Genomic DNA, 23,351 nt, shown 5'->3' on the forward strand with positions numbered 1-23,351 from the left:
CAGCCGGTCCCGGCAGACGGCAACGGGGTAATCCTTGTCGCGGCGAATTCCGGAACGCGCGGCGCGCGTTTGACTCACGCCGCGGTATCGGTTGGCTTCGGCCGGTTGAATTGTTGCCGGAGCGTCGGCTTATGAATTTTGCCTGTCGCGTTCCGCGGCAGGGCCTCGATGAATTCGATCAGGCGCGGGCATTTGAACCGCGCCAGATTGGCCTGACAATGCGCGTGGACCTCGGCCGGGGTCAGCGAATGGCTTGGCTTTACGGCAATGATCGCCATGCCGACTTCGCCCCATTGCTCGTCGGGGATGCCGATCACAGCGGCCTCGGCGACGGCGGCCAATTGATGCAGCACGCTCTCGACCTCGGCCGGATAGACGTTCTCGCCGCCCGAGATGTACATGTCCTTCCAGCGATCGACGATGTAGTAGAAGCCCTCCTCGTCGATCCGCGTGGCGTCGCCGGTGTGCAGCCAGCCGTCGGTGAAGGAGGAGGCATTGGCGTCCGGCCTGTTCCAGTAGCCCGGCGTGATGTTCGGGCCCCTGACCCAGAGTTCGCCGAGCTCGCCGACCGCGGCGTCGCTGCCGTCGGGCCGCACGATGCGGACCTCAGTGTGCAGCACCGGCTTGCCGGAGGAGCCGGCCTTGCGCGCGGCATCCTCGCGGTCGAGCACCATCACCGCCGGCGAGGTCTCGGTCATGCCGTAGCCCTGCTGCAGCGCGACGCCGCGCGCCTCCCAGGTCTTGAGCAGCGGCACCGGCATCGGCGCGCCGCCGACGCCGCCAATGACGAGGCGGCTGAAATCCGCCGTAGCGAAGGAAGGGTGCTGCGCCATGAACTGGTAGATCGCGGGCACGCCGAAGAAGACGTTGATGCCCTGCGCGGGATCGTCGATCAGCTTCAGCGCCTCGCCGGGATCGAACGCGCGCATGATCAGCACGGTGCCGCCGGCATGCAGCACCGGGTTGGTGTAGCAATTCAGCCCGCCAGTGTGGAACAGCGGCAGCACCGTCAGCAGCACCGAGGCCGGCGAGATGTAGGCGGGGCCGCCGAGATTGACGCAATTCCAGAACGTCATCCCATGCGTGATAATCGCGCCCTTCGGCTGGCCGGTCGTCCCCGAGGTGTACATGATGGTCGAGATGTCATCGAGCATGACCTCCTCGAACCGTTCGAGCGGCGCGGCTGCCGCAATGCCGGTCTCATAGGCGCCGCCCGGGCCGAGCCTCACGGTCGCAGCGACATTGCAGAGCTTTGCCACCGCAAGCGCGGTCTCGGCGAGATCGTCGTCGTGGATCATCACCTTCGGCGCGGCGTCGCCGGTGATGTAGCGCAGCTCGGGAACGGTGAGGCGGGTGTTGAGCGGCAGGAAGATCGCGCCGATCCGGAAGCAGGCGAATTGCACTTCCAGCGTATCCGTCGTGTTCAGTGCCAGCACCGCGACGCGGTCGCCGCGGGCAACCTTGAGCCCATCGCGCAGCCAGGCCGCGAGCCGCGACACGCGGGCGTCGAGCTCCGCATAGCTGAAGCGGCGTCCGCTGGCGAGATCGACAAGCGCCATCTTGTCCGGCGTGCGCCGGCGGTGATGCGCGATCCAGTCGTAATAACGAACCGGCAAATTTCCCTCCTCCGGAACGGCAGTCTTGCGCCGCCTGTTCCTGGCTCAATTGATGCCATGAATTGGCAGTGGAGGGGGCGTATAAGGATACTGTCTTGCGTTTAGTGGCTGGCAAATCGCCGGATCGGGCGTCGGCGCCGATGGCAGCCACTCGACGCAAGTGAACCGGGAGAAATCCGGACATCGTCGGAGGGAAGAATCAACGGAGCACGCGGATGGCAAACCCGTTCTACACCGGCGAGCATGAGGCCTTTCGCGAGGTGATGCGGCGCTTTGTTGCCAAAGAAATCGAGCCTTATGCCCATCAATGGGACGAAGACGGCGAGTTTCCGCGCGAGCTCTATGCCAAGGCATCTGCGATCGGACTGCTCGGTCTCGGCTTCCCGGAAGAATATGGCGGGATCGCCGCCGACCAGTTCATGAAGATCGTGGCCTCGCAGGAGCTGGCGCGGGCCGGCGCCGGCGGCGTCTCCTCGAGCCTGATGAGCCACACCATCGGCTCGCCGCCGATCGCGCGCGCCGCGCGGCCCGAGGTTAAGGCGCGGGTGCTGCCGGACGTGCTCGCTGGCAAGAAGATCTCCGCGCTCGCGATCACCGAGCCGAGCGGCGGCTCCGATGTCGCGAACCTGCGCACCAGGGCGCGGCGTGACGGCGACCATTATGTCGTCTCCGGCGAGAAGACCTTCATCACCTCGGGCATGCGCGCCGACTATCTGACGGTCGCGGTGCGCACCGGCGGCGAAGGTCCCGGCGGCGTCAGCCTGCTGTTGATCGAAGGCAATACGCCCGGCCTGTCCCGCACCAAGCTGAAGAAGATGGGCTGGTGGGCGTCAGATACCGCGACACTTCACTTCGACGAATGCCGCGTGCCGGTCGGGAACCTGATCGGCGAGGAGGGGCAGGGCTTCAAGATCATCATGCAGAACTTCAACAGCGAGCGCATGGGCATGGCGGCGAGCTGCACCGCCTATGCGCGCGTCTGCCTCGACGAGGCGGTCGCCTACGCCAAGGAGCGCAAGACGTTCGGCAAACCGATCGCCCAGCACCAGGTGATCAGGCACAAGATCGTCGACATGGCGCAGAAGGTCGCGGCCTCGCAGGCGATGCTGGAGATGCTGGCGTGGCGGCTCGGCCAGGGCGAAAGCCCGGTCGCCGAGATCTGCATGATGAAGAACCAGGCGACCCAGACCATGGCGCACTGCGCCTCCGAGGCGGTGCAGATCTTCGGCGGCGCCGGCTTCATGCGCGGCGTCAAGGTCGAGCGCATCTACCGCGAGGTCAAGGTCAACGCCATCGGCGGCGGCACCGAGGAGATCATGAAGGACCTCGCGAGCCGGCAGATGGGGTTGTGATCGCGTCAGGTGATGATGTGGTCGCGGCGAAAAGGCGGATTGTGAACCCTCCCCCTGAAAGGGGGAGGGCAGGGTGGGGGTCAAGCCGCGAGTCGGACTGCTAGTTTGACCCCCACCCGGCCCGCTCGGCATAGCCGAACGTGCCGACCTCCCCCTTTCAGGGGGAGGTGAGAAGGCAAGGTCATTCCGGGGCGCGCGCCAGCGCGAACCCGGAATCCAGAGGTAATGGATCGAGATTCCGGGTTCGATGCTTCGCATCGCCCCGGAATGACAAAGGATAGTTCGAGAACATGCTCTTCACCGCCGACCACGACGAACCGCGCCGCGCTCTACAGAAGTTCATCGCGGCCGAGATCAATCCCCATGTCGACGAATGGGAGAAGGCCGACATCTTCCCGGCGCATGAGCTGTTCAAGAAACTCGGCGATCTTGGCTTCCTCGGCCTCAACAAGCCGGTCGAGTTCGGCGGCCAGGGACTGGATTATTCCTACGCGCTGATGATGGCCGAGGAGCTAGGCGCCATCACCTGCGGCGGCGTGCCGATGGCGATCGGGGTGCAGACCGACATGGCGACGCCGGCGCTGGCGCGGTTCGGCTCCGACGAGGTGCGGCGCGAATTCCTCAGCCCGGCGATTGCCGGCGATCAGGTCGCCTGCATCGGCGTCTCCGAGCCCGGTGCCGGCTCCGACGTCGCCTCGATCAAGACCAGTGCGCGCTCCGACGGCGACGACTACGTCATCAATGGCGGCAAGATGTGGATCACCAACGGTACCCAGGCCGACTGGATCTGCCTGCTTGCCAACACCAGCGACGGCCCGATCCATCGCAACAAGTCGCTGATCTGCGTGCCCATGAAGACGAAGGGCGTGCAGGTCGCGCGCAAGCTCGACAAGCTCGGCATGCGCTCCTCCGACACCGCACAGATCTTCTTCGACAATGTCCGGGTGCCGAAGCGCAACCGGATCGGCGAGGAGGGCCATGGCTTCACCTACCAGATGATCCAGTTCCAGGAGGAACGGCTGTGGGGTGCGGCCGCCTGCCTCAAGGCGCATGAATTCATCATCAACGAGACCATCGACTATACTCGCAACCGCAAGGCGTTCGGCGGCTCGATCCTCGACAACCAGGTGGTGCACTTCAAGCTCGCGGAAATGCAGACCGAGGTCGAGCTGCTGCGCTCGCTGATCTATCGTGCCGGCGAGGCGCTGGTGGCCGGCGAGGACGTGACGCGGCTCGCGACCATGGCCAAGCTGAAGGCCGGCCGGCTCGGCCGCGAGCTTACCGATGCCTGCCTGCAATATTGGGGCGGCATGGGTTTCACCAACGAGACGCCGGTCAGCCGCGCCTATCGCGACAGCCGCCTGACCTCGATCGGCGGCGGCGCCGACGAGGTCATGCTCATGGTATTGTGCAAGATGATGGGCACGCTGCCTGGCCTGAAGCAAAAGGGAAACGCCTGATGATCACGCTCTATCACTGCGACGCCGCGCGCTCGTTCCGTCCGCTGTGGATGCTGGAGGAGCTCGGGCTTGCCTATGAGCTGAAGATGCTGCCGTTCCCGCCGCGCGTGTTCGCCAAGGAATATCTCGGCATCAATCCGCTCGGCACCATCCCGTTCATGATCGATGGCGAGACCAGGATGACGGAGTCCTCCGGCATCTGCCATTATCTCGGCACCAAATACGGCCCGACGCCGCTGATCGTCGGCGTCGACGAGCCGGCCTATGGCGCGTTCCTGAACTGGATGTATTTTTCCGACGCGACGCTGACCTTCCCGCAGACGCTGGTGCTCCGCTACAGCCAGCTTGAGCCGGAGGAGCGGCGCAACCCGCAGGTCTCGGGCGATTATGCAAAATGGTTCCTGGGCCGCCTGCGCGCGGTCGAGGCCGCCGCCGCGAAGTCGGAATTCCTCTGCGCGGAACGCTTCACCGCGGCCGACATCGCCAACGGTTATGCGCTCCGTCTCGCCAGCAATATCGGCCTCGCCAAGGATTTCGGGCCGAATGTCGCGGCCTATTGGGCGCGGCTGCAGCAGCGCGACGGTTACCAGCGCGCGGTCGCGGCGGAGCAAAAAGCCGGTCAGGAACAGAACGTTGCGCCGCGGGCGCGGCTTTAGCGCTCGTCATTCCGGGATGGTGCGTTAGCACCAGACCCGGAATCTCGAGATTCCGGGTTCGATGCTGTCGCATGGCCCCGGAATGACGACGTTTCGTTGCAGTGACAGCGTGCGAATTTGCGTTATGGTAGCTCCGCCGCAGCGGCCCAAAGAGCCGCGCGAGGAGGAACCGCCATGGACGCGATCGTGGACGCGAAGTGCCAGAGCTCCAGCCAGCAATCCGGTCACCGGATGCTGATCACGCCGGAACGGGTGTTCTATGCCGGGCTGCTCGGACGCCCGCGCGAGCGCTGTCCCGGTGCATTCCATGTCTATGTCGCGATCCGCGACGGCTTGCATCTGTCGACCAGCGAAGGCCGCGAGTCGCATGGCGAGCTCGCGGTGACGATGCCGAACCTGCGCCACACCATCACCAGCGAATATCGCTCGGCGATCTGCGTCGCGATCGAGCCGGAAAGCGTGCCCGACGGCACGCTCGAAGCCGTCGCCCGCCGTCTGCAAGGATCGGACTCCCATCTGTTCGCCAATCGCATTCGCAACGCCTATGCGACGCTCGCCGAGATGCAGCATCGCGATGCGATCGCGAATGCCGAGTTCGACACCATGTGCTTCGGCGACGCGCTGCCGCAGCGCGTGCTCGATCCGCGTGTCGTGCGCGCGATCGGCCGCATCGGGCAGTTCTCCGGCGAGCCGGTGACTGCGGCGGGCTGCGCTGCGGAAGCCGGGCTATCGCCCTCGCGCTTCCTGCATCTGTTCAAGGAGGAGACCGGGATCTCGTTCCGCTCCTTCCGCGCCTGGAAGCGCGCGCGGCATCTGTTGCACTTCGCCAACCAGGACATCAACCTCGCGCATCTCGCGCAGGATATCGGCTATCCCGACAGCACGCATTTCAGCCACTCGATCCGCCGCTTCTACGGCCTGAAGCCGCGCGCGATCTTCTCCGGCTCGCGGGACCTTGCGATCTACCGCACCGGGCAAACCGCGAGCGAGCGCGCGCTGACTTAGATCGTCGTCCCGGCCTAGTGCGCAATTGCGCACGGGAGCCGGGACCCATAACCACAGCCGGTTATTGTTTCAAAATGCCTCTGCCATCCCGCATCACAGATAGATCACGCGGTATGGGTCCCGGCTTTCGCCGGGACGACGGTTAGAGATTCGCGCCCTGAATCACCTCGCCGAACCGCAGCCAGCCCGGACCTTCGATTCGTTGCAGCTGAAGCTGCTGCAGCGGGTGATGATTGGTCGGGCTGGTGTTGACGCGGATGCCGGGCAACAGCGTCGGCACCTCGATGTCCTTCAGGTTGTTGGCCTGCGCCATGATGTTGTCGCGCGTGAAATTGCCCTTGCACTGCTCGAGCACGATCTTCAGCACCTGCGCCACGGTGTAGGCGTAGAGGTTGTAGCCTTCCTTCGGATTGCCGTCGGGGAAGTACTTCTCCATGAAGGCGAGGAAGTTCTTCACGCCGGGATCATTGGCCCAGGCGGGGTCGGCGACGTCCTTGACATAGGCCGACGAGATCGTGCCCTGCGACTTGTCGAGGCCGACAGGCGCGATGGTCGAGGAGATCGAGGCGGCGCCGCTGGCGATGAAGTGCATCGGCTTCCAGCCGAGCTCATAGATCTTGCGGATCGACTGCGCGCAGAACTTTGCCGTGGTGCCGGAGATCAGCACATCTGGGTTGCCGCCGCGCAGCGCAACGATCTGGGAATCGATCGTGGGATCGGTAACCTCGTGCGAGGCCACCACGGCTGCGGTCGCGAACCGTTCGCCGAGCACGTCCTTGGCCCCGGCGACGAAATCCTTGCCGAGATCGTCGTTCTGGTAGAGCACCGCGAATTTCGCGTTCTTGTTCTGGCTCAGTGCATATTTGACGAACGCCTGCGCCTCGGTCCGCGCGCTCGGCGCAAAGCCCATGGTCCAGGGATAGGTCTTGTAGTCGCCCCATTTGTCGCCATTCACCGACAGGAACAAGTGCGGCACCTTGGCGGCGTTGATGTATTTGACGACCGACGAGTTCGGCGCGGTGCCGAGCATGTTGAACAGAAAGGCGACATTGTCGCTTTCGATCAGTCGGCGCACCTGCTCGACCGTCTTCGCCGGGTTGAACGCATCGTCATAGTAGATGTACTTGATCTGCCGGCCGGCGATGCCGCCCTGCTCGTTCAGCATCTTGAAATAGGCTTCCTGGCAGCGCGCCTGCACGCCGAGCGCGGACACCGGGCCGCTGAGCGAAGTGGTGCTGCCGATCCTGATCTCGGTCGCGGTGACGCCTGGCGTGTCGTCGGCCAGCGAAGGCTTAAGACCCGCGACCGCGGCAAGTCCCGCGCCTGCCGCGCCTGTGAGCCATGTGCGCCGGTTGATCGAGACCATGACGTTCTCCCCGTGATGCCGGCTTGTTGCGCCGCTTCTGCTTAGAACCAAGGTTAGGCATGACGCTTGTGCCGCGTCTTGTGTTAACCGGCTGGCGACGGATTGTGCCGTGAGCGCATCCACTTAGCCAGTCAACGCAAGATGGCGCGAAGGCAAAGTTCTCATCATGGCGAAATCAGCAGCGCATGTGCGCTGCAAAGCGGACAAGAGACCCATGAGCGACAAGGCCGTCATCACCTGCGCGCTGAACGGCGTGCTTACCGACCCGAAGCAGCACAACGTTCCGGTGACGCCGGAACAGATGGCGCGCGAGGCCAAGGCCGCGTTCAACGCCGGCGCCAGCATCATGCACATCCATCTGCGGCAGCAGGAGCCGAACAAGGGCCACCTGCCGTCGTGGGATGTCGGCGTCAGCAAGGAGATCCAGCAGGCGATCCGCGAGGCCTGCCCCGGCGTGATCATCAACCACACCACCGGTACCTCTGGCCCGAACTACCAGGGCGCGCTCGATTGCGTGCGCGAGACCAGGCCCGAGATCGCCGCCTGCAACGCCGGCTCGCTGAATTATCTGAAGGTGAAGGCCGACAACACCTGGGCCTGGCCGCCCATGATGTTCGATAACGCGGTCGAGAAGGTGCAGGACTATCTCGACGTGATGAAGGCGGCCGGCACCATTCCCGAATTCGAGTGCTTCGATGTCGGCATCGTGCGTTGCGTTGGCATGTACCGGCAGACCGGGATGTATTCCGGTCCGCTCGAATACAATTTCGTGATGGGCGTCGCCTCGGGCATGCCGGCCGATCCGGAGCTGTTGCCGATCCTCCTGAAGCTGAAGGCGCCGGAGGCGCATTGGCAGGTCACCGCGATCGGCCGCGCCGAGATCTGGCCGCTGCACCAGCGCGCCGCCGACCTCGGCGGCCATCTGCGCAGCGGGCTCGAGGATACGTTCTATCTCGGCGACGGCACCAAGGTGACGTCGAACGGGCAACTCGTCGAAGGCCTCGCCGCCTGCGCGCGCCGCGCCGGCCGCGAGATTGCGAGCCCGGCGGAAGCGCGGCAGATTTTTGGAACGCGACACTGACCGTCATTCCGGGGCACGCGAAGCGTGAACCCGGAATCTCGCGCCACACCTCTGGATTCCGGCTCTGCGCTTCGCGCATCCCGGAATGACGGAGCCCGGGAGGAGAAACGCATGCACAATCTCGCAGCAACCGGCGGCGTCACCGGGCCGGGTCGTATCGGCCGGGTCGCGATCGGCGACCTGTTGAAGCGCGCCGCGCGGCGGTTTCCGGATCGCATCGCGCTGACCGACGGCAGCAGGCAGGTCACCTTCACCGAACTCGAGCGCGACGCCAATCGCTTCGCCAATCATCTGGTGCAGCGCGGGCTGAAGCCGGGCGAGAAGATTTCGACCATCTGCAACAACTCTGTCGAATTCGTCAAAGCGCTGTTTGGCATTCACCGCGCCGGGCTGGTCTGGGTGCCCATCAACACCATGCTCGGACCGGCTGATATGGACTACATCCTCGGCCATGCCGAGGTGCGTTTCGCCATCATCGATGACGCCCTTCATGCCCAGGCCGACCGCCGCGCCGCACTGGAAGCGCGCGGCATGGAGATGATCGCGATCGATCTGACCGGCAATGCCGGCAAGACCGGATTGCAGGAGTTCAACGGTCTGCTGGAGGGACAGTCCGATATCGAGCCTGACATCGAGATCAACGACCGCGACCTCGCGATGATCATCTATACGTCAGGCACGACCTCGCGGCCGAAGGGCGCGATGCATTGTCACCTCGCCGTTGTCATGGCCGTGATGAGCAATTGTATCGAGATGCAGCTCTCGCGCGATGACGGGATCACCGGACAGTTTCCGCTGTTCCACTGCGCCGGCCACGTGTCGCTGCTCAGCTATCTCTCGGTCGGCGGCCGCATGGCGCTGATGCGCGGCTTCGATCCGGTCGCGTGCATGGAGGCGATCGTGCGCGATAAGCTCACCGTGTTCGTCGGCCTGTCCTTGATGTATCAGGCGATCCTCGACCATCCGCGCCGGCGCGACTACGACCTGTCAGGCCTGCGCTGCTGCATCTACACCATGGCGCCGATGGGCAAGCCGCTGCTCGAGCGCGCCATGGCCGATCTCTGTCCGAACTTCGTGCTATCCAGCGGCCAGACCGAGATGTATCCGGCGACGACGATGTCCCGCCCGGAGGTGCAGCTCGACCGCTTCGGCAATTACTGGGGCGAATCGCTGATAGTCAACGAGACCGCGATCATGGACGACAACGGCAACCTGCTGCCGCGCGGCGAGATCGGCGAGCTGGTGCATCGCGGACCCAATGTGATGATGGGCTACTACAAGGACCCCAAATCGACCGAGGAGGCGCGCAAGTTCGGCTGGCACCATACCGGCGATCTTGCCCTGATCGACGGCAACGGCGAGGTGCTGTTCCTCGACCGCAAGAAGGATATGATCAAGTCGGGCGGTGAGAACGTTGCCTCCGTCAAGGTTGAGGAGACGTTGCTGGCGCATCCCGCCGTGCAGAACGCCGCCGTGGTCGGCCTGCCGCATCCGCAATGGGGCGAGGCGGTCTCCGCCTTCGTCAAGCTGAAGCCCGGCGCGGTGGCCGACGAGGCCGGCATCGAGGCGCATTGCAGAAGGCATCTCGGTGGCTTCCAGGTGCCGAAGCTGGTGCGTATCCTCGAGGAGATGCCGATGACCGCGACCGGCAAGCTGCGCAAGGTCGAGCTGCGGCAGCAATACAGTGGGCATTTTGTGGAGCGCGCCTAGTGGCCATCATCGAGAACACGATTTCCACCGGCAGCGCCGTGTTCCAGGGCAATCGCGACGGCATGCTGGCGCTGATCGCCCGGATGCGCGCGCTGGAGGAGCGGACGCGCGCAGCCTCCGCCGCGGCAAGGGACCGCTTCCACAAGCGCGGCCAGCTATTGCCACGCGAGCGCGTCGCGCTGGTGCTCGATCCCGGTTCGCCCTTCCTCGAACTGTCGACGCTCGCCGGTTACATGTTCGACGTAGCGGATGCGGACAAGAGCGTGCCCGGCGGCGGACTGGTCGCGGGCATCGGCTTCGTCTCCGGCATCCGCTGCATGGTCAGCGCCAATGATGCCGGCATCGACGCGGGCGCATTGCAGCCTTACGGCCTCGACAAGACGCTGCGGGTGCAGGAGCTCGCGCTGGAGAACAAGCTGCCCTATGTGCAGCTGGTCGAGAGCGCCGGCGCCAACCTGCTGCGCTACCGCGTCGAGGACTTCGTCCGTGGCGGCAACATCTTCCGCAACCTGGCGCGGCTATCGGCGGCGGGGCTTCCTGTCGTCACCGTCACCCACGGCTCCTCGACCGCGGGCGGCGCCTACCAGACGGGCCTGTCCGACTACATCGTGATGGTGCGCGGCCGCACCCGCGCCTTCCTCGCCGGGCCGCCTCTGCTCAAGGCCGCCACCGGCGAGATCGCGACCGAGGAGGAGCTCGGCGGCGCCGAGATGCACACCTCGATTTCGGGCCTTGGCGATTATCTCGCCGAGGACGACCGCGACGCACTGCGCATCGCGCGCGACATCATGGCCAAGTTGCCTTGGGACCGGCCGGCACCGGCGCCGGCCGCGTTCAAACCGCCGCGTTACGACGCGGAGGAACTGCTCGGCATCATGCCGATGGACCACAAGCGTCCCGTCGACATGCGCCAGGCGATCGCGCGCTTCATCGACGATTCCGACTTCACCGAGTTCGGCGCCAATTACGGTCCGGCGACGGTCTGCGGCCAAGCCCGCATCCAGGGCCAAGCGATCGGCATCATCACCAATAATGGCCCGCTCGACGTGCCCGGCGCCAACAAGGCGACGCATTTCATCCAGGCCTGCTGCCAGTCGCGCACGCCGATCCTCTATATGAACAACACCACCGGCTACATGGTGGGTAAGGCCTATGAAGAGGCCGGCATGATCAAGCACGGTTCGAAGATGATCCAGGCGGTGACCTCGGCGACGGTGCCGCAGATCACGCTGTATTGCGGCGCCTCGTTCGGCGCCGGCAATTACGGCATGTGCGGCCGCGGTTTCCACCCACGCTTCTGCTTCTCCTGGCCCAACGCCAAGACCGCCGTGATGGGTGGCGAGCAGGCCGCCGAAACCATGGCGATCGTGACTGAGGCCGCCGCCGCGCGGCGCGGCAAGCCGATCGAGAAGGAGAAGCTGGACGCGATGAAGGCGCAGATCACCGGGGTGTTCGACAGCCAGATGGACGTGTTCTCGACCAGCGCCCGGGTGCTCGACGACGGCGTGATCGATCCGCGCGACACGCGGACGGTGCTGTCAGAGGTGCTTTCGATCTGCCGCGAGGCCGAGGCGCGCAGCCCGCAGCGCATGCAGTTCTCGGTGGCGCGGCCATGAGCGGGGCAATCGTGAAGCGGACGCCGTTCTTCAAGATCCTGATCGCCAACCGCGGCGAGATCGCACTGCGCATCATGCGATCGGCACGGCGGCTCGGCCATGGCGTCGTCGCGGTCTATTCGGACGCCGACCGTGACGCGCTGCATGTGCGCGAGGCCGACCAGGCGGTGCGGATCGGCGAGGCGCTGCCGGCGCAATCCTATCTGAAGATCGACGCGATCATCGCCGCCGCCAAGGCGAGCGGCGCCGGCGCGGTGCATCCCGGCTATGGCTTCCTCGCCGAGAACGAGGATTTCGCGCGGGCCTGCCGCGATGCGAGTCTGGTGTTCATCGGTCCGTCGCCGGAAGCGATCCTTGCGATGGGCAACAAGGCCGGCGCCAAGGAGATCATGCAGCGGGCCGGCGTGCCCTGCGTGCCCGGCTATCAGGGTGCCGACCAGAGCGATGCCGTGATGCTGGCGGAAGCCAGGGCCATTGGTTTTCCGGTCATGATCAAGGCGGTCGCCGGCGGCGGCGGCCGAGGCATGCGGCTGGTCGAGGACGCGGCGGCATTTCCCGACGCGCTGCGCAGTGCGCGGTCGGAGGCGCAGGGCGCGTTCGGCGATCCCACCGTCATTCTGGAGCGCGCGATCGTCAATCCCCGCCACATCGAGATCCAGCTGTTCGGCGACCGCCATGGCAACGCCATCCATCTCGGCGAGCGCGATTGCTCGGTGCAGCGGCGGCACCAGAAGCTGGTCGAGGAGGCGCCGTCGCCGGCGGTGACGCCGGAGCTGCGCGCGCGGATGGGCGCGGTCGCGGTGCAGGCCGTCAAGGCGATCGGCTACGAGGGGGCCGGCACGCTGGAATTCCTGCTCGATCGCGCCGGAAATTTCTACTTCATGGAGATGAACACGCGGCTGCAGGTCGAGCATCCCGTCACCGAGGCGATCACCGGGCTCGATCTGGTCGAATTGCAGCTGCGCGTCGCCAGTGGTGCGCCGCTCGGCTTGACCCAGGAGGACATCAAGTTCTCCGGCCATGCCATCGAGGTCCGGCTTTGCTCGGAGGATGCCGCGCACGAATTCATGCCGCAATCCGGCACGATGGCGCGGTGGCAGATGCCCGACGGTATCCGCGTCGAGCACGCGCTGCAGTCCGGCTCGGAGATTCCGCCGTTCTATGATTCGATGATCGCCAAGGTTATCAGCCATGGCACGACCCGCGAGGAGGCGCGCGGCAAGCTGATCTGTGCCCTGGAGCAGGTCACGGCCTTCGGCGTCACGACCAACCAGGGCTTCCTGATCGACTGCCTGCGCTACCCTGTCTTTGCCAGGGGCGAGGCGACCACGGCCTTCATCGGCGACAACCGCGATGCGCTGCTGGCGCCGCGGCCCGATCGCGGCAGCGATCTCGCGCTTGCGGCGCTGCTGCTCTACGTCACCAATCCGCACGCACCGCCATGGCAGCGCGGCCGGTCGCTCGCAGCGACATTCCCGCTCGGCCTGCGGATCGATCTCGGCCGCGGCGTGCAGGAGATCGAGATTGTCCGCGAGCGCGACGGCAGCTACATCGCGACCCGCAACGGCGATCGCTTCAGCTTCGTGATCGACGAGCTCAGCCGGGACAGCATCCGCTTCCACCACGATGGGGTGATGGAGCATGCCCAATTCCTGCGCGATGGCGACCGGCTCTATATCCTGCATCGCGGCGTCACGCTGTCGGTGCGCGATCTCACCCTCGCGCCGCCGGAAAGCGCGACGGCGGCCGGCGGTGACGGCAAGGTCCGCGCCGCCATGAACGGCCGGGTCGTCGCGGTGCTGGTGAAGCCGGGCGACAAGGTCGCGGCCGGCCAGCCGGTGATGACGCTGGAAGCGATGAAGATGGAGCATGTCCACACCGCCGGCGTCGCGGGCACGGTATCGTCGATCGATGTCGCCGAGGGCGAGCAGGTGACGACGGGGAAGATCGTGGTGGAGATCGAGGCCGCCGCATAACCGCCGTCGTCCCGGCGCAGGCCGGGGCCCATAACCAGCGAAGCTGATCGTTGGAGCGCGCTGGGGCCACAGCGCGGCGCAACAGCGAACATTTGTGGCTATGGGTCCCTGCTTTCGCAGGGACGACGGGGACTATTCCTCGCGCCCGGTCCCGTCATTCAGCCAGCAGGCGACCTGATGCGCCGGGCCGGCCGCCTGCAGCGCCGGGCGTTCGGTCTTGCAGCGATCCATCGCGTAACGGCAGCGGGTGTGGAAGGCGCAGCCTGAGGGCGGGTTGATCGGGCTCGGGACATCGCCGTCGATCAGGGGAGTGGTGCGTTTCGCCTTCGGGTCGGCGATCGGTACCGAGGCGAGCAGCGCCTGGGTGTAGGGGTGGCGCGGATTGGCGAACAGCTCGTGCTTGTCGGCGATCTCGACAATGCGGCCCAGATACATCACCGCGACGCGGTGGCTGATATGGGCGACGACCGCCAGATCGTGCGCGATGAACAGATATGAGAAGTTCCGCTTGCGCTGCAGGTCGATCAACAGATTGATCACCTGCGCCTGGATCGAGACGTCGAGCGCGGAGACCGGCTCGTCGCAGACGATCAGCCGCGGCCCGAGCGACAGCGCACGCGCGATGCAGATGCGCTGGCGCTGGCCGCCGGAGAACTGGTGGGGGAAATTCTTCATCTGGTCGGGCCGCAGGCCGACCTGCTGGAACAGTTCCGCGACGCGCTCCTGCTTCTTCGCGCCGGTCGCAAGACCATGCACAATGAGGGGCTCGCCGACGATGTCGCCGGCCGTCATGCGCGGATTGAGCGAGGCGAACGGATCCTGGAACACGATCTGCATCGAGCGCCGGTACGGCCGCAGCGCGGTCTTGCTGAGCGGCGCGATGTCCTCGCCATCCAGCTTGATGACGCCGCTGGTCGGCTCGACCAGCCGCAGCACGGTGCGCGCCACCGTCGACTTGCCGCAGCCGGATTCGCCGACCAGCCCGAGCGTCTCGCCAGCGCCGAGCGAGAAGCTGACGCCGTCGACCGCATGCACGGTGCCGACCTGCCGGCGCAGCACACCGCCGCGCACCGCGTAGTGCTTGACGAGGTCGGTCACCTCGAGGAGCGGGCGCTGTTCGGTCATGACGCCTCCGCCATCTCGCCGGCGCGCCAGCACGCGGCCCAGTGATTGCTCTTGATCTCGTCGAGCGGCGGATATTCCTGACGGCAGCGGTCGACCGCCAGCTTGCAGCGCGGCGCGAAGGCGCAGCCGGGCGGCAGCTTGGTCAGCGACGGCACCATGCCGGGGATTTCGGTCAGCCGCGCATCGGTCTTCGCGCCGAGCGCGATCACCGCCGGCATCGAGGCCATCAGTCCGCGCGTGTAGGGGTGCAGCGGCGTCTCGAACAAAGCTTCGACCGTCGCCTCCTCGACCTTCTTGCCGGCATACATCACGATCACGCGCTGCGCGGTTTGCGCGACGACGCCGAGGTCGTGGGTGATCAGGATCAGCCCGGTGCCGAGCCGCTTTTGCAGATCGACGATCAGCGCCAGGATCTGCGCCTGGATGGTGACGTCGAGCGCCGTGGTCGGTTCGTCCGCGATCAGGAGCGCCGGCCGGCACGCCAGTGCCATCGCAATCATCGCGCGCTGGCGCATGCCGCCGGACAGCTGATGCGGATATTCCTGCGCGCGGCGCTCCGGCTCCGGAATCCGCACCAGCCGCAGCATGTCGACCGCCTGCTTCCAGGCCTCCTTTCTGCTGACCTTCTGGTGCAGCCGCACCGCCTCAATGATCTGGTCGCCGATCCGCATCACCGGATTGAGCGAGGTCATCGGCTCCTGGAAGATCATCGAGATGCGGTTGCCCCTGATGTCGCGCATCGCGGCATCGTCGAGCTTCAGCAGATCGGTGCCCTCGAGCGTCACCGAGCCGCCGACGATGCGGCCGGGCGGATCGGGCACCAGACGCATGATCGACAGCGCGCTGACGCTCTTGCCGCAGCCGGATTCGCCGACGATCGCGAGCGTCTCGCCGCGGCGGACCGAGAACGAGACATCGTCGACCGCGCGAAACAGGCCGGAGTTGGTGAAGAACACCGTCTGCAGGTTCTTCACGTCGAGAACCGTATCGAGCGTCTTGGCCTCGCTCATCAGCCGCGCTGCCTCGGATCGAGAATGTCGCGCAACGCGTCGCCGAACAGATTGGTGCCGAACACCGCAAGGCTGATCGCAATGCCGGGGAAGATCACCAGCCATGGCGCGGTGCGGACATATTCGGCGGCGGATTCGGACAGCATGCGACCCCAGGACGGATAAGGCTCGGGGATGCCGAGGCCAAGGAACGACAGCGACGCTTCGGTCAGGATGGTCGAGCCGAGCTGCGCGGTGGCGAGCACGATCAGCGGCGCGATGGTGTTGGGCAGCACGTGGCGCAGCGCGATCCGCATCTCGCTCATGCCGATCGATTTGGCGGCCTCGACGAACGGCTGCTCGCGCAGCGCCAGCGTGTTGGCGCGGATCACGCGTGCGACCGTCGGGATCAGGGGAATTGCAATCGCCAGGATCACGTTCGGCAGCGAGGGACCGAGCGCCGCGGTCATGACGAGTGCGAGCACCAAGAGCGGCAGCGATTGCAGGATGTCGGTCACCCGCTGGAACACGAGGTCGACCCAGCCGGAGAGATAGCCAGAGGCGAGGCCCACGATCACGCCGAGCGTGGCGCCGAGCGTCGTCGAGCCGATGCCGACCGCAAGCGAGATCCGCGCACCATGGATGATGCGGCTCCAGACATCGCGGCCGAAGGAGTCGGTGCCGAACCAGTGCAGCGCAGACGGCGCCGCCAGCCGGTGCGCGGAATCGACGCTGAGCGGATCGTAGCGGCTGATGACGTTCGCGAAGATCGCGGTCAGCACGAACAGCAGCATGATGACGAGGCCGACCGTGCCGAGCACATGGCGCTGCGCGAGGAACGCAAACCGTCCCCAGCCACCGGTGGCGTTGGCCCCGGCACGTCGCAATTCGCTGTCGAAATTGATCGTTGCCACGTGGCCTCTTTAGTCGAGCATGATCTCAGCGCAAACGCTTTGCGTTTGTCGCAGGGAAAACCGGTTCTCACTTTTCCGGATCATGCTCAGTCTCCAAACCGGATACGTGGATCGATCGCCGCATAGAGCATGTCGACGATTAAATTCACGACGACCACCACGACGGCGATGAACATCACGAGGTTCTGCACGATCGGGTAGTCGCGCCAGCGCAGCGCCTCGACCAGGAAACGGGCGATGCCGGGGATGTTGAACACGGTCTCGGTGACAATCAGGCCGCCGATCAGGAACGCGGCCTCGATGCCGATCACGGTGATGACCGGCAGCACCGCGTTCTTCAGCGCGTGGTGATAGTTCACGGAGGCCTCGGAGGCGCCCTTGGCGCGCGCGGTGCGGATATAGTCCTGGCGCAGGATCTCCAGCATCGAGGAGCGGGTGATGCGCATGGTGAGTGCCGCGCTGCGGAAGCCCACCGCGATCGCCGGCACGGCATAGATGGTCAGCGCCTCGAGCCAGGTCTTCGGGTTCGGATTGAAGATCGGCATGGTGCCGAACAGCGAGACCGAGGCCATCAGGATCAAGAGGCCGAGCCAGAATGACGGCAGCGACAGGCCGCTGAGGCTGACGACGCGCAGCGCATAATCGAGCCGTGAGCCCTGGTGGACGGCGCTGATGACACCGAGCGGAATACCGATCGAGGCGGAGAACAATAGCGCCAACCCGGCAAGCCGCGCCGTGATCGGAATCCGCGGCAGGATTTCCTCCAGCGCCGGCTTTTCCGAGACGTAGGAATAGCCGAGATCGCCGTGCAGCAGGCCGCCGATCCAGTGCAGATACTGGATCACGATCGGCTGGCTGAGGCCAAGCTCGCGCTCGAGATTGGCCTTGTCGGCGGGATCGACGAAGCCCGCGGCGTCGAACAGGATGTCGACGATGTTGCCGGGAACGACGCGCAGCAGCACGAAGATGATGACCGAGATCCCGAACAGGGTCACCAGCATCAGGAACAGCCGCCGCACGATATAGGCAAACACCCTGGCTCTCTCCTTGATCCCGCCTGTGTCTTGTCTTCCGACGCGCTTTCTTTGCGCGAACCGGTATCCACTTCGCCCGAAAACGCTACGCCTACTTGTCCAGCCAGACGTCTTCGTAACGATAGCCGTTATAGGAGCTGTTGGACATGATCGTGACATTCTTCACGTAAGGCTGCCAGCAGGTGCCGGTGCGGGCATGGAAGATGATCGGACGCGCGACGTCTTCCTGCAGCTTCTTGTCGATCTCCCAGACCAGCTTCTTGCGCTTGTCGGTGTTGGTCTCTTCCGACTGCTGGTCGAACAGCTTCTCGATCTCCTTGTTGCAATAGTTGGTGTAGTTCCGCTCCGAGCCGCAGGCGTAGTTCTCGTAGAACGACTGGTCGGGCTCGTCGACGGCATTGCCGGTGAGGTTGAGACCGAGCGAATAGTCCTTGCGGGCGATCTTCGGGAACCATTGCGCGGTGTCGACGACGTCGAGCTCGGCGTCGATGTAGATGCTCTTGATCTGGTCGATCAGGATGATCGCGGGATCGCGATAGACCGCGATGTTGCGGGTCGAGACCTTGATCTGCAGGTGCTTGTCCGGGCCATAGCCCGCCTTCTGCATCAGCTTGCGGGCTTCCTCGCGGTTCTTCTCGATGTCGGGACCGTAGCCGGGGATCTGCTCCAGCATCTCCTTCGGCATCGCCCACAGCCCGTCCGGCGCCGGCTCCATGGTACCGCCGATGTCGCCCTGGCCTTCGAACATGATCTGGATGAACGCCTTGCGGTCGAGCGCCAGCGCCAGCGCGCGGCGGATGTCGAGATTGTCGAACGGCGGCGCGGTCGAATTGATGATGATGTTGGTGGAGACGTTGTTCGGTTCCACCACGCAGACCGCATTGGGCGCCTGCGACTTGACGTCCTTGAGCAGCGGGATCGAGACCTCGGTCGGGAACGTCATGTCGAACTTGCCGGAGACGAAGCCGAGGATCGCGGTCGAGCGGTTCGGGATGATGGTGAACTCGATACCGTCAAGATAAGGCAGGCCCTTCTTGAAGTAGTCCGGGTTCTTGGTGAGCTTGATCGACTCATTGGCCTTGAACTCGACGAACTTGAACGGGCCGGTGCCGACCGGCTTGGTGCGCATCTCGGCCGGCGACACATGGCAGGGATAGACCGGCGAGTAGCCCGAGGCGAGCAGCGACAGCAGCGCCGGCTGCGGCCGCTTCAGCTTGAACGACGCCTCATGGTCGCCGTTGGTCGTGACCTCCTCGACTTGCTCGTACCAGGACTTGCGCGGGTTCTGCCGGAACTTCTGCTGCGACTTGCCCATCAGCATGTCGAAGGTGCATTTGACGTCGGCTGCGGTGAACGGCTTGCCGTCGTGCCATTTCACGTCCTTGCGCAGCTTGAAGGTCAGCGTCTTGTTGTCGCCGCTCCAGGCCCAGCTCTCCGCAAGCTCGGGCCGGATCGTGCTGGTGCTGTTCTGGGCGATGTGCTGGTCGAAGATGACGAGATTGTTGAAGATCGGCATGAACGGAACGTTCAGCGAATAGGTCGCGCCCTCGTGGATCGAGGCGCTGCCGGGGCTGTCGCGGTGATAGATCCTGAAGATACCGCCCGGTTTCGGCTCGGCTGCGCGTGAAACGTCGCTGATGACCAGCACAGACAACACCGCGACGGCCAGCGCTTGCACGCTCCGCATGGTCCCCTCCCACATTTCGGTCTCAATGGCCGATTGGCATCGACGATACCACGGTGAGGCTGTCGGGCAACCAGCGAGGATCGCGCGGGGATTGGCAATTCGGATGACCCCACAACATTAAAATTTCCACGGATCGGGAATAATGGCTGTGATTGCGGGGAACCCGGGTTGTTTTGCTATGCAGCGGCGAAACTCCGTTTGAATTCGGTTGCCGATGCCGATGTGTGCGGCGTGAAGCGGGCTGCAATCAGCGACAGTATGTCGCCGACGTGTCGCACAATTTCTTCTTCCGTCATCCTGAGGTGCGAGCGGAGCGAGCCTCGAAGGATGCACGGCCACCAGCCGGGCCGTTCATCCTTCGAGACGCCGCTTCGCGGCTCCTCAGGATGACGGTATGACTGGTGCCACATCACGCTCACTCCGCCGCTTGCGGCGAGGACAGGTGCATGTTGGCGACGCCATCGGCCTCGGTCGCCGAGATCGTGGTGCGGATCATCAGACGGCCCTCATGCGCCGGCCAGGGGCGGCCGCGATGCATGGTGGCGCGGTTGTCCCACATCACGACGTCGCCCTGCTTCCATTGATGCAGATAGCTGACGCCGGGCGCGGTCGCGGCTTCGGTCAATTGCTCGATCAGCGCCCTGCCGGCCTCGGTATCCATGCCCTCGACGCCATAGGCATGGGAGGCAAGATACAGCGCGCCGCGGCCGTTGACGGGATTGCGCCAGACCATCCGCCAGCATACCGGCGGCAGCGCGTTGACTTCTTCAGTCGTTGCGAGGCCGGTGGCCACCTTGCTGCGCGAATGCGCGTAGGAGTGCCAGGCGAACGTGTTCTCCAGCCGACTTGCCGCGTCCTTGTCGAGCCGCTCGAAGGCAAGCCGCATCGAGACGAATTCGGTCTCGCCGCCATGTTCAGGAATGATGCGCGCCGACAGGATCGAGGTCAGCGCCGGCACCTGCTTGAAGGAAGAGTCGGTGTGCCAGAGCTGGTTGGCCCTGGCGCGCAGCTGCTGACGATGGTCAGACGGAACCACCTTGCCGTCGGGTCCGAAGGTCGAGAGGATCACGAAATGCGAGCCGGTGCCCATCGAGCCGACCTTGGTCACCTCAGGCGGACCGAAGCGGCGCGAGAAGGCGAGCTGGATGTCGTCGCTGACCTCCTGGCCGCGGAACACCAGCACCGAATGTTCCTCGAACGCCGCGCGCGCCGCCGCATAGGCGGCATCGCTGGCGGCAACATCCGACAGCGTGACGCCGCGCAGTTCGGCGCCGAAGCCCTGACGCAGTGGGATCACTTCCATCGGCAAGTCCTCCCTGACTTTTCTTGTTGGGGTGAGGTTAGGGGAAAAGCCCGCCACCGGCAACGCGGCTCGCGCCGCCTCATCCCATTGCGATCAGATTGCGCCGTGTGCGCCGATCGGCGATCTCGATGCGATGGGTGACGAACGCGAACAGCGCCCAGCTGGAGTGGAATGCGACGCCGGCCAGAACCACGATGGCTCCGGGAATCGGGCCGATCGAGGCGCGGTCCCAGATCTCGCTCATCGTGGTCAGTGGCAGCGGATGGATCGCGAGCTTGCCGTAATAGGCGATGGCCTGGATCGCGAAAATCCAGCCATAGGTTCGGCGCAGCCGCCGGCCTATCGCCCGGACATAGCTGATATGGTAGCTCGGGTTGCGGTAGTCGTTGGCGAGCAGCTCGGTCCAGGCCGAGTTCGGCGAGGGACCTTCGCCCCGGATCATCGGCGCATAGAAATCGGTTTCGAGCAACCGTGCGCGGGCGCGCCAGACGTTGAAGTAGCGGTAGCGCCGCGCCTCGAACAACAGGAATACCGTCACCAGCAGGCCGACCAGCACCATCGGCAAGGGCGAAGCCTCCGCACTGCTGTAGGTCGCCGACAGCGCGATCCCGGTCGTCACCACCGCCCAATTGGTCGAGCTGTCGAGGCGGGTGCGCCAGACCGTACTGCGGTAGATCTCGCCGCGATAGAGGTGGGCGAGCGCACCGATCTCGGCGGCGGTGAATTCGAGCCTTCCGGCCTGTACCGGCTCCGGCTCGCGCGGCTGGGGCGACGGCATGACGGCCTCCGGCGAAGCTGGCTTGCGATCGTTGAGCATAGCGCGAAATCTGCGCGACGGGCGAGTCCGTTGCGCTGTCCAGCGCTTCCGGCTGCATTCGCTCGGCCCGACGCATCGCCCCGTTCACACGATCCGCGAGGTCTTGTTGCCCCAATAGCGGTCGCGCAGCAGGCGCTTGTAGAGCTTTCCGGTCGGCAGCCGCGGCAGCTCGGCCTCGAAATCCACCGAGCGCGGCACCTTCTGGCGCGACAGCGAGCCGGCGCAGAACGCGATCAGTTCCTCGGCAAGCTCCGGCCCCGGCGCGATGCCTTCGACCGGCTGCACCACCGCCTTCACCTCCTCGCCGAGATCGACATTGGGCACGCCGAACACCGCGGCGTCGGCGACCTTGGGATGGGTGATCAGGAGATTCTCGCATTCCTGCGGGTAGATGTTCACGCCGCCGGAGATGATCATGAAGGTGGCGCGATCGGTGAGATAGAGGAAGTTGTCGTCGTCGACATAGCCGACGTCGCCGACCGTGCTCATGCTGCCGTCGGCCGAGCGCGCCTCGCTGGTCTTGGCGGGGTCGTTGAAATATTCGAATGGCGTGGCGGTCTTGAACCACACCGTGCCCGGCGTTCCCCTGGGGCAGGGCTGCATGTTCTCGTCGAGGATGTGCAGATCGCCGAGCAGGACCCTGCCGACGGTGCCACGATGCGCGAGCCACTCCTCGCTGTTGCAGGCGGTGAAGCCGAGCCCCTCGGTCGCGCCGTAATATTCGTGGATGATGGGACCCCACCACTTGATCATGTCGTCCTTGACCAGCGCCGGGCAAGGCGCGGCGGCATGGATCGCGATCTCGAGGGTCGACAGATCGTAGCGGGCGCGAACCTCCTCGGGCAGCTTCAGCAGACGCGAGAACATGGTCGGCACCAGCTGGCTGTGGGTGATGCCCCATTTCTCGACCAGCTGCAGATAGCGCTCCGGATCGAAGCTCTCCATGATGACGACCGTGCCGCCCATCCGGATAGTGAGATTGACCGCGGCTTGCGGCGCCGAGTGGTAGAGCGGCGCCGGCGAGAGGTAGACCATGCCCTCGCGGTAGTGCCAGAGCTTGGTCAGGAAATCGAACAGCGGCAGGTTCTGCGACGGCGGCTGCTCCGGCAGCGGCCGCACGATACCCTTGGGCCGGCCGGTCGTGCCGGAGGAATACAGCATCGCGGTGCCGGCAAATTCGTCCGCGATCGGCGTTGCCGGTAGGCCTGCGGTAGCCTCTCGCAGTCCGACAATGCGATCGCTCTCGCTTTCGCCGTCGACCACGATGCAGAGCTCGACCTGCGGACACTGCTTCAGCGCCTCGCGCGCGATGTCGAGCTTCAGCTTCGAGGTGATCAGGATCCGCGACTGGCTGTTGGTCAGGATGTAGGCGAGTTCGCCCGCGGTGAGGTAGGAGTTGACGCAGGTGAAGTAGAGCCCGGCGCGCTCGCCGGCGCCGCAGGCCTCGAGGTAGCGGTTGTTGTTCTCCATGAAGATCGAATAATGATCGAGCCGACGCAGGCCCTGCTTGCGGAACAGATGCGCGAGCCGGTTGGAGCGCGCCTCGAGCTCACGATAGGTGACGGTCTCGCCGGTCCCGGCCATGATGAAGGCGGGTTGCAGCGGGCGCAGGTAAGCATGCTTGCCGGTATACATCGAACTCCA

General features: G+C 65.1%; 18 protein-coding genes. 8 read left to right on the forward strand and 10 right to left on the reverse strand.

Annotated elements, in window-relative coordinates; genetic code table 11:
* Positions 1–74: 74 nt before the first annotated feature.
* Positions 75–1,616, reverse strand: a complete 1,542-nt coding sequence (locus ACVIYL_RS11265) for an acyl-CoA synthetase (protein ID WP_456778555.1) — start codon at positions 1,614–1,616, stop codon at positions 75–77.
* 215 nt (positions 1,617–1,831) lie between these two features.
* Here ACVIYL_RS11265 and ACVIYL_RS11270 point away from each other — a divergent pair, with 215 nt between their 5' ends.
* The 4 genes from ACVIYL_RS11270 (at position 1,832) to ACVIYL_RS11285 (ending at position 6,089) form a co-directional block, all read left to right on the forward strand.
* Positions 1,832–2,968 (forward strand): acyl-CoA dehydrogenase family protein, encoded by a 1,137-nt coding sequence (locus ACVIYL_RS11270; RefSeq protein WP_456778556.1) that lies wholly within the window; start codon positions 1,832–1,834, stop codon positions 2,966–2,968.
* A 290-nt stretch (positions 2,969–3,258) separates the two neighbouring features.
* Entirely contained in the window at positions 3,259–4,428 is a 1,170-nt protein-coding gene (locus ACVIYL_RS11275) for an acyl-CoA dehydrogenase family protein (protein ID WP_456778557.1), read from the forward strand.
* Complete coding sequence (locus ACVIYL_RS11280; RefSeq protein ID WP_057021201.1) at positions 4,428–5,084, forward strand: glutathione S-transferase family protein; 657 nt, start codon at positions 4,428–4,430, stop codon at positions 5,082–5,084. The genes ACVIYL_RS11275 and ACVIYL_RS11280 overlap by 1 nt, the downstream gene beginning before the upstream one ends.
* A gap of 174 nt (positions 5,085–5,258) precedes the next feature.
* Entirely contained in the window at positions 5,259–6,089 is an 831-nt protein-coding gene (locus tag ACVIYL_RS11285; protein ID WP_057021202.1) for a helix-turn-helix domain-containing protein, read from the forward strand.
* A 142-nt stretch (positions 6,090–6,231) separates the two neighbouring features.
* Here ACVIYL_RS11285 and ACVIYL_RS11290 read toward each other — a convergent pair whose 3' ends face one another.
* Positions 6,232–7,455 (reverse strand): ABC transporter substrate-binding protein, encoded by a 1,224-nt coding sequence (locus tag ACVIYL_RS11290; protein ID WP_456778558.1) that lies wholly within the window; start codon positions 7,453–7,455, stop codon positions 6,232–6,234.
* 214 nt (positions 7,456–7,669) lie between these two features.
* On the opposite strand from ACVIYL_RS11290, the gene ACVIYL_RS11295 reads away from it, so the two are divergent.
* The 4 genes from ACVIYL_RS11295 to ACVIYL_RS11310 all read left to right on the forward strand — a co-directional run bounded on the left by ACVIYL_RS11295 (position 7,670) and on the right by ACVIYL_RS11310 (position 13,838).
* On the forward strand, positions 7,670–8,536 hold the full coding sequence (locus ACVIYL_RS11295) for a BKACE family enzyme (RefSeq protein WP_057021261.1): 867 nt from the start codon (positions 7,670–7,672) through the stop codon (positions 8,534–8,536).
* A gap of 111 nt (positions 8,537–8,647) precedes the next feature.
* Positions 8,648–10,246: an AMP-binding protein gene (locus ACVIYL_RS11300; RefSeq protein ID WP_456778559.1), complete on the forward strand. Its 1,599-nt coding sequence runs from the start codon at positions 8,648–8,650 to the stop codon at positions 10,244–10,246.
* On the forward strand, positions 10,246–11,862 hold the full coding sequence (locus tag ACVIYL_RS11305; protein ID WP_456778560.1) for an acyl-CoA carboxylase subunit beta: 1,617 nt from the start codon (positions 10,246–10,248) through the stop codon (positions 11,860–11,862). The genes ACVIYL_RS11300 and ACVIYL_RS11305 overlap by 1 nt, the downstream gene beginning before the upstream one ends.
* Positions 11,859–13,838, forward strand: coding sequence for an acetyl/propionyl/methylcrotonyl-CoA carboxylase subunit alpha (locus tag ACVIYL_RS11310; RefSeq protein WP_456778561.1), 1,980 nt, complete (start codon positions 11,859–11,861; stop codon positions 13,836–13,838). The genes ACVIYL_RS11305 and ACVIYL_RS11310 overlap by 4 nt, the downstream gene beginning before the upstream one ends.
* A gap of 132 nt (positions 13,839–13,970) precedes the next feature.
* On the opposite strand, the gene ACVIYL_RS11315 is transcribed toward ACVIYL_RS11310, so the two are convergent.
* From ACVIYL_RS11315 to ACVIYL_RS11350, 8 genes are all read right to left on the reverse strand, one after another.
* Positions 13,971–14,963, reverse strand: coding sequence for an ABC transporter ATP-binding protein (locus ACVIYL_RS11315; protein ID WP_456778562.1), 993 nt, complete (start codon positions 14,961–14,963; stop codon positions 13,971–13,973).
* A complete protein-coding gene (locus tag ACVIYL_RS11320; protein WP_092078998.1) occupies positions 14,960–15,973 on the reverse strand; it encodes an ABC transporter ATP-binding protein in 1,014 nt (337 codons plus the stop codon). Before ACVIYL_RS11320 ends, ACVIYL_RS11315 begins: the two co-directional genes overlap by 4 nt.
* On the reverse strand, positions 15,973–16,866 hold the full coding sequence (locus tag ACVIYL_RS11325; protein WP_016848340.1) for an ABC transporter permease: 894 nt from the start codon (positions 16,864–16,866) through the stop codon (positions 15,973–15,975). Before ACVIYL_RS11325 ends, ACVIYL_RS11320 begins: the two co-directional genes overlap by 1 nt.
* Positions 16,867–16,952: 86 nt before the next feature.
* Entirely contained in the window at positions 16,953–17,900 is a 948-nt protein-coding gene (locus ACVIYL_RS11330) for an ABC transporter permease (RefSeq protein ID WP_456778563.1), read from the reverse strand.
* 91 nt (positions 17,901–17,991) lie between these two features.
* A complete protein-coding gene (locus ACVIYL_RS11335; protein WP_456778564.1) occupies positions 17,992–19,587 on the reverse strand; it encodes an ABC transporter substrate-binding protein in 1,596 nt (531 codons plus the stop codon).
* Between the two features lie 415 nt (positions 19,588–20,002).
* Complete coding sequence (locus tag ACVIYL_RS11340) at positions 20,003–20,890, reverse strand: TauD/TfdA dioxygenase family protein (RefSeq protein ID WP_456778565.1); 888 nt, start codon at positions 20,888–20,890, stop codon at positions 20,003–20,005.
* A gap of 79 nt (positions 20,891–20,969) precedes the next feature.
* Positions 20,970–21,668, reverse strand: a complete 699-nt coding sequence (locus ACVIYL_RS11345) for a DUF2270 domain-containing protein (protein ID WP_456778566.1) — start codon at positions 21,666–21,668, stop codon at positions 20,970–20,972.
* A 123-nt stretch (positions 21,669–21,791) separates the two neighbouring features.
* On the reverse strand, positions 21,792–23,342 hold the full coding sequence (locus ACVIYL_RS11350; RefSeq protein WP_456778567.1) for an AMP-binding protein: 1,551 nt from the start codon (positions 23,340–23,342) through the stop codon (positions 21,792–21,794).
* Between the last annotated feature and the right edge of the window lie 9 nt (positions 23,343–23,351).

Source organism: Bradyrhizobium sp. USDA 3315 (assembly GCF_054056795.1).

Bases quoted from the DNA above. Each gene is read 5' to 3' on its own strand.
- ACVIYL_RS11350 (WP_456778567.1), bottom strand. From the start codon at position 23,342: ATGTATACCGGCAAGCATGCTTACCTGCGCCCGCTGCAACCCGCCTTC.
- ACVIYL_RS11300 (WP_456778559.1), top strand. From the start codon at position 8,648: ATGCACAATCTCGCAGCAACCGGCGGCGTCACCGGGCCGGGTCGTATC.
- ACVIYL_RS11310 (WP_456778561.1), top strand. From the start codon at position 11,859: ATGAGCGGGGCAATCGTGAAGCGGACGCCGTTCTTCAAGATCCTGATC.
- ACVIYL_RS11285 (WP_057021202.1), top strand. From the start codon at position 5,259: ATGGACGCGATCGTGGACGCGAAGTGCCAGAGCTCCAGCCAGCAATCC.
- ACVIYL_RS11340 (WP_456778565.1), bottom strand. From the start codon at position 20,890: ATGGAAGTGATCCCACTGCGTCAGGGCTTCGGCGCCGAACTGCGCGGC.
- ACVIYL_RS11290 (WP_456778558.1), bottom strand. From the start codon at position 7,455: ATGGTCTCGATCAACCGGCGCACATGGCTCACAGGCGCGGCAGGCGCG.
- ACVIYL_RS11335 (WP_456778564.1), bottom strand. From the start codon at position 19,587: ATGCGGAGCGTGCAAGCGCTGGCCGTCGCGGTGTTGTCTGTGCTGGTC.
- ACVIYL_RS11320 (WP_092078998.1), bottom strand. From the start codon at position 15,973: ATGAGCGAGGCCAAGACGCTCGATACGGTTCTCGACGTGAAGAACCTG.
- ACVIYL_RS11275 (WP_456778557.1), top strand. From the start codon at position 3,259: ATGCTCTTCACCGCCGACCACGACGAACCGCGCCGCGCTCTACAGAAG.
- ACVIYL_RS11270 (WP_456778556.1), top strand. From the start codon at position 1,832: ATGGCAAACCCGTTCTACACCGGCGAGCATGAGGCCTTTCGCGAGGTG.
- ACVIYL_RS11315 (WP_456778562.1), bottom strand. From the start codon at position 14,963: ATGACCGAACAGCGCCCGCTCCTCGAGGTGACCGACCTCGTCAAGCAC.
- ACVIYL_RS11295 (WP_057021261.1), top strand. From the start codon at position 7,670: ATGAGCGACAAGGCCGTCATCACCTGCGCGCTGAACGGCGTGCTTACC.
- ACVIYL_RS11345 (WP_456778566.1), bottom strand. From the start codon at position 21,668: ATGCCGTCGCCCCAGCCGCGCGAGCCGGAGCCGGTACAGGCCGGAAGG.
- ACVIYL_RS11280 (WP_057021201.1), top strand. From the start codon at position 4,428: ATGATCACGCTCTATCACTGCGACGCCGCGCGCTCGTTCCGTCCGCTG.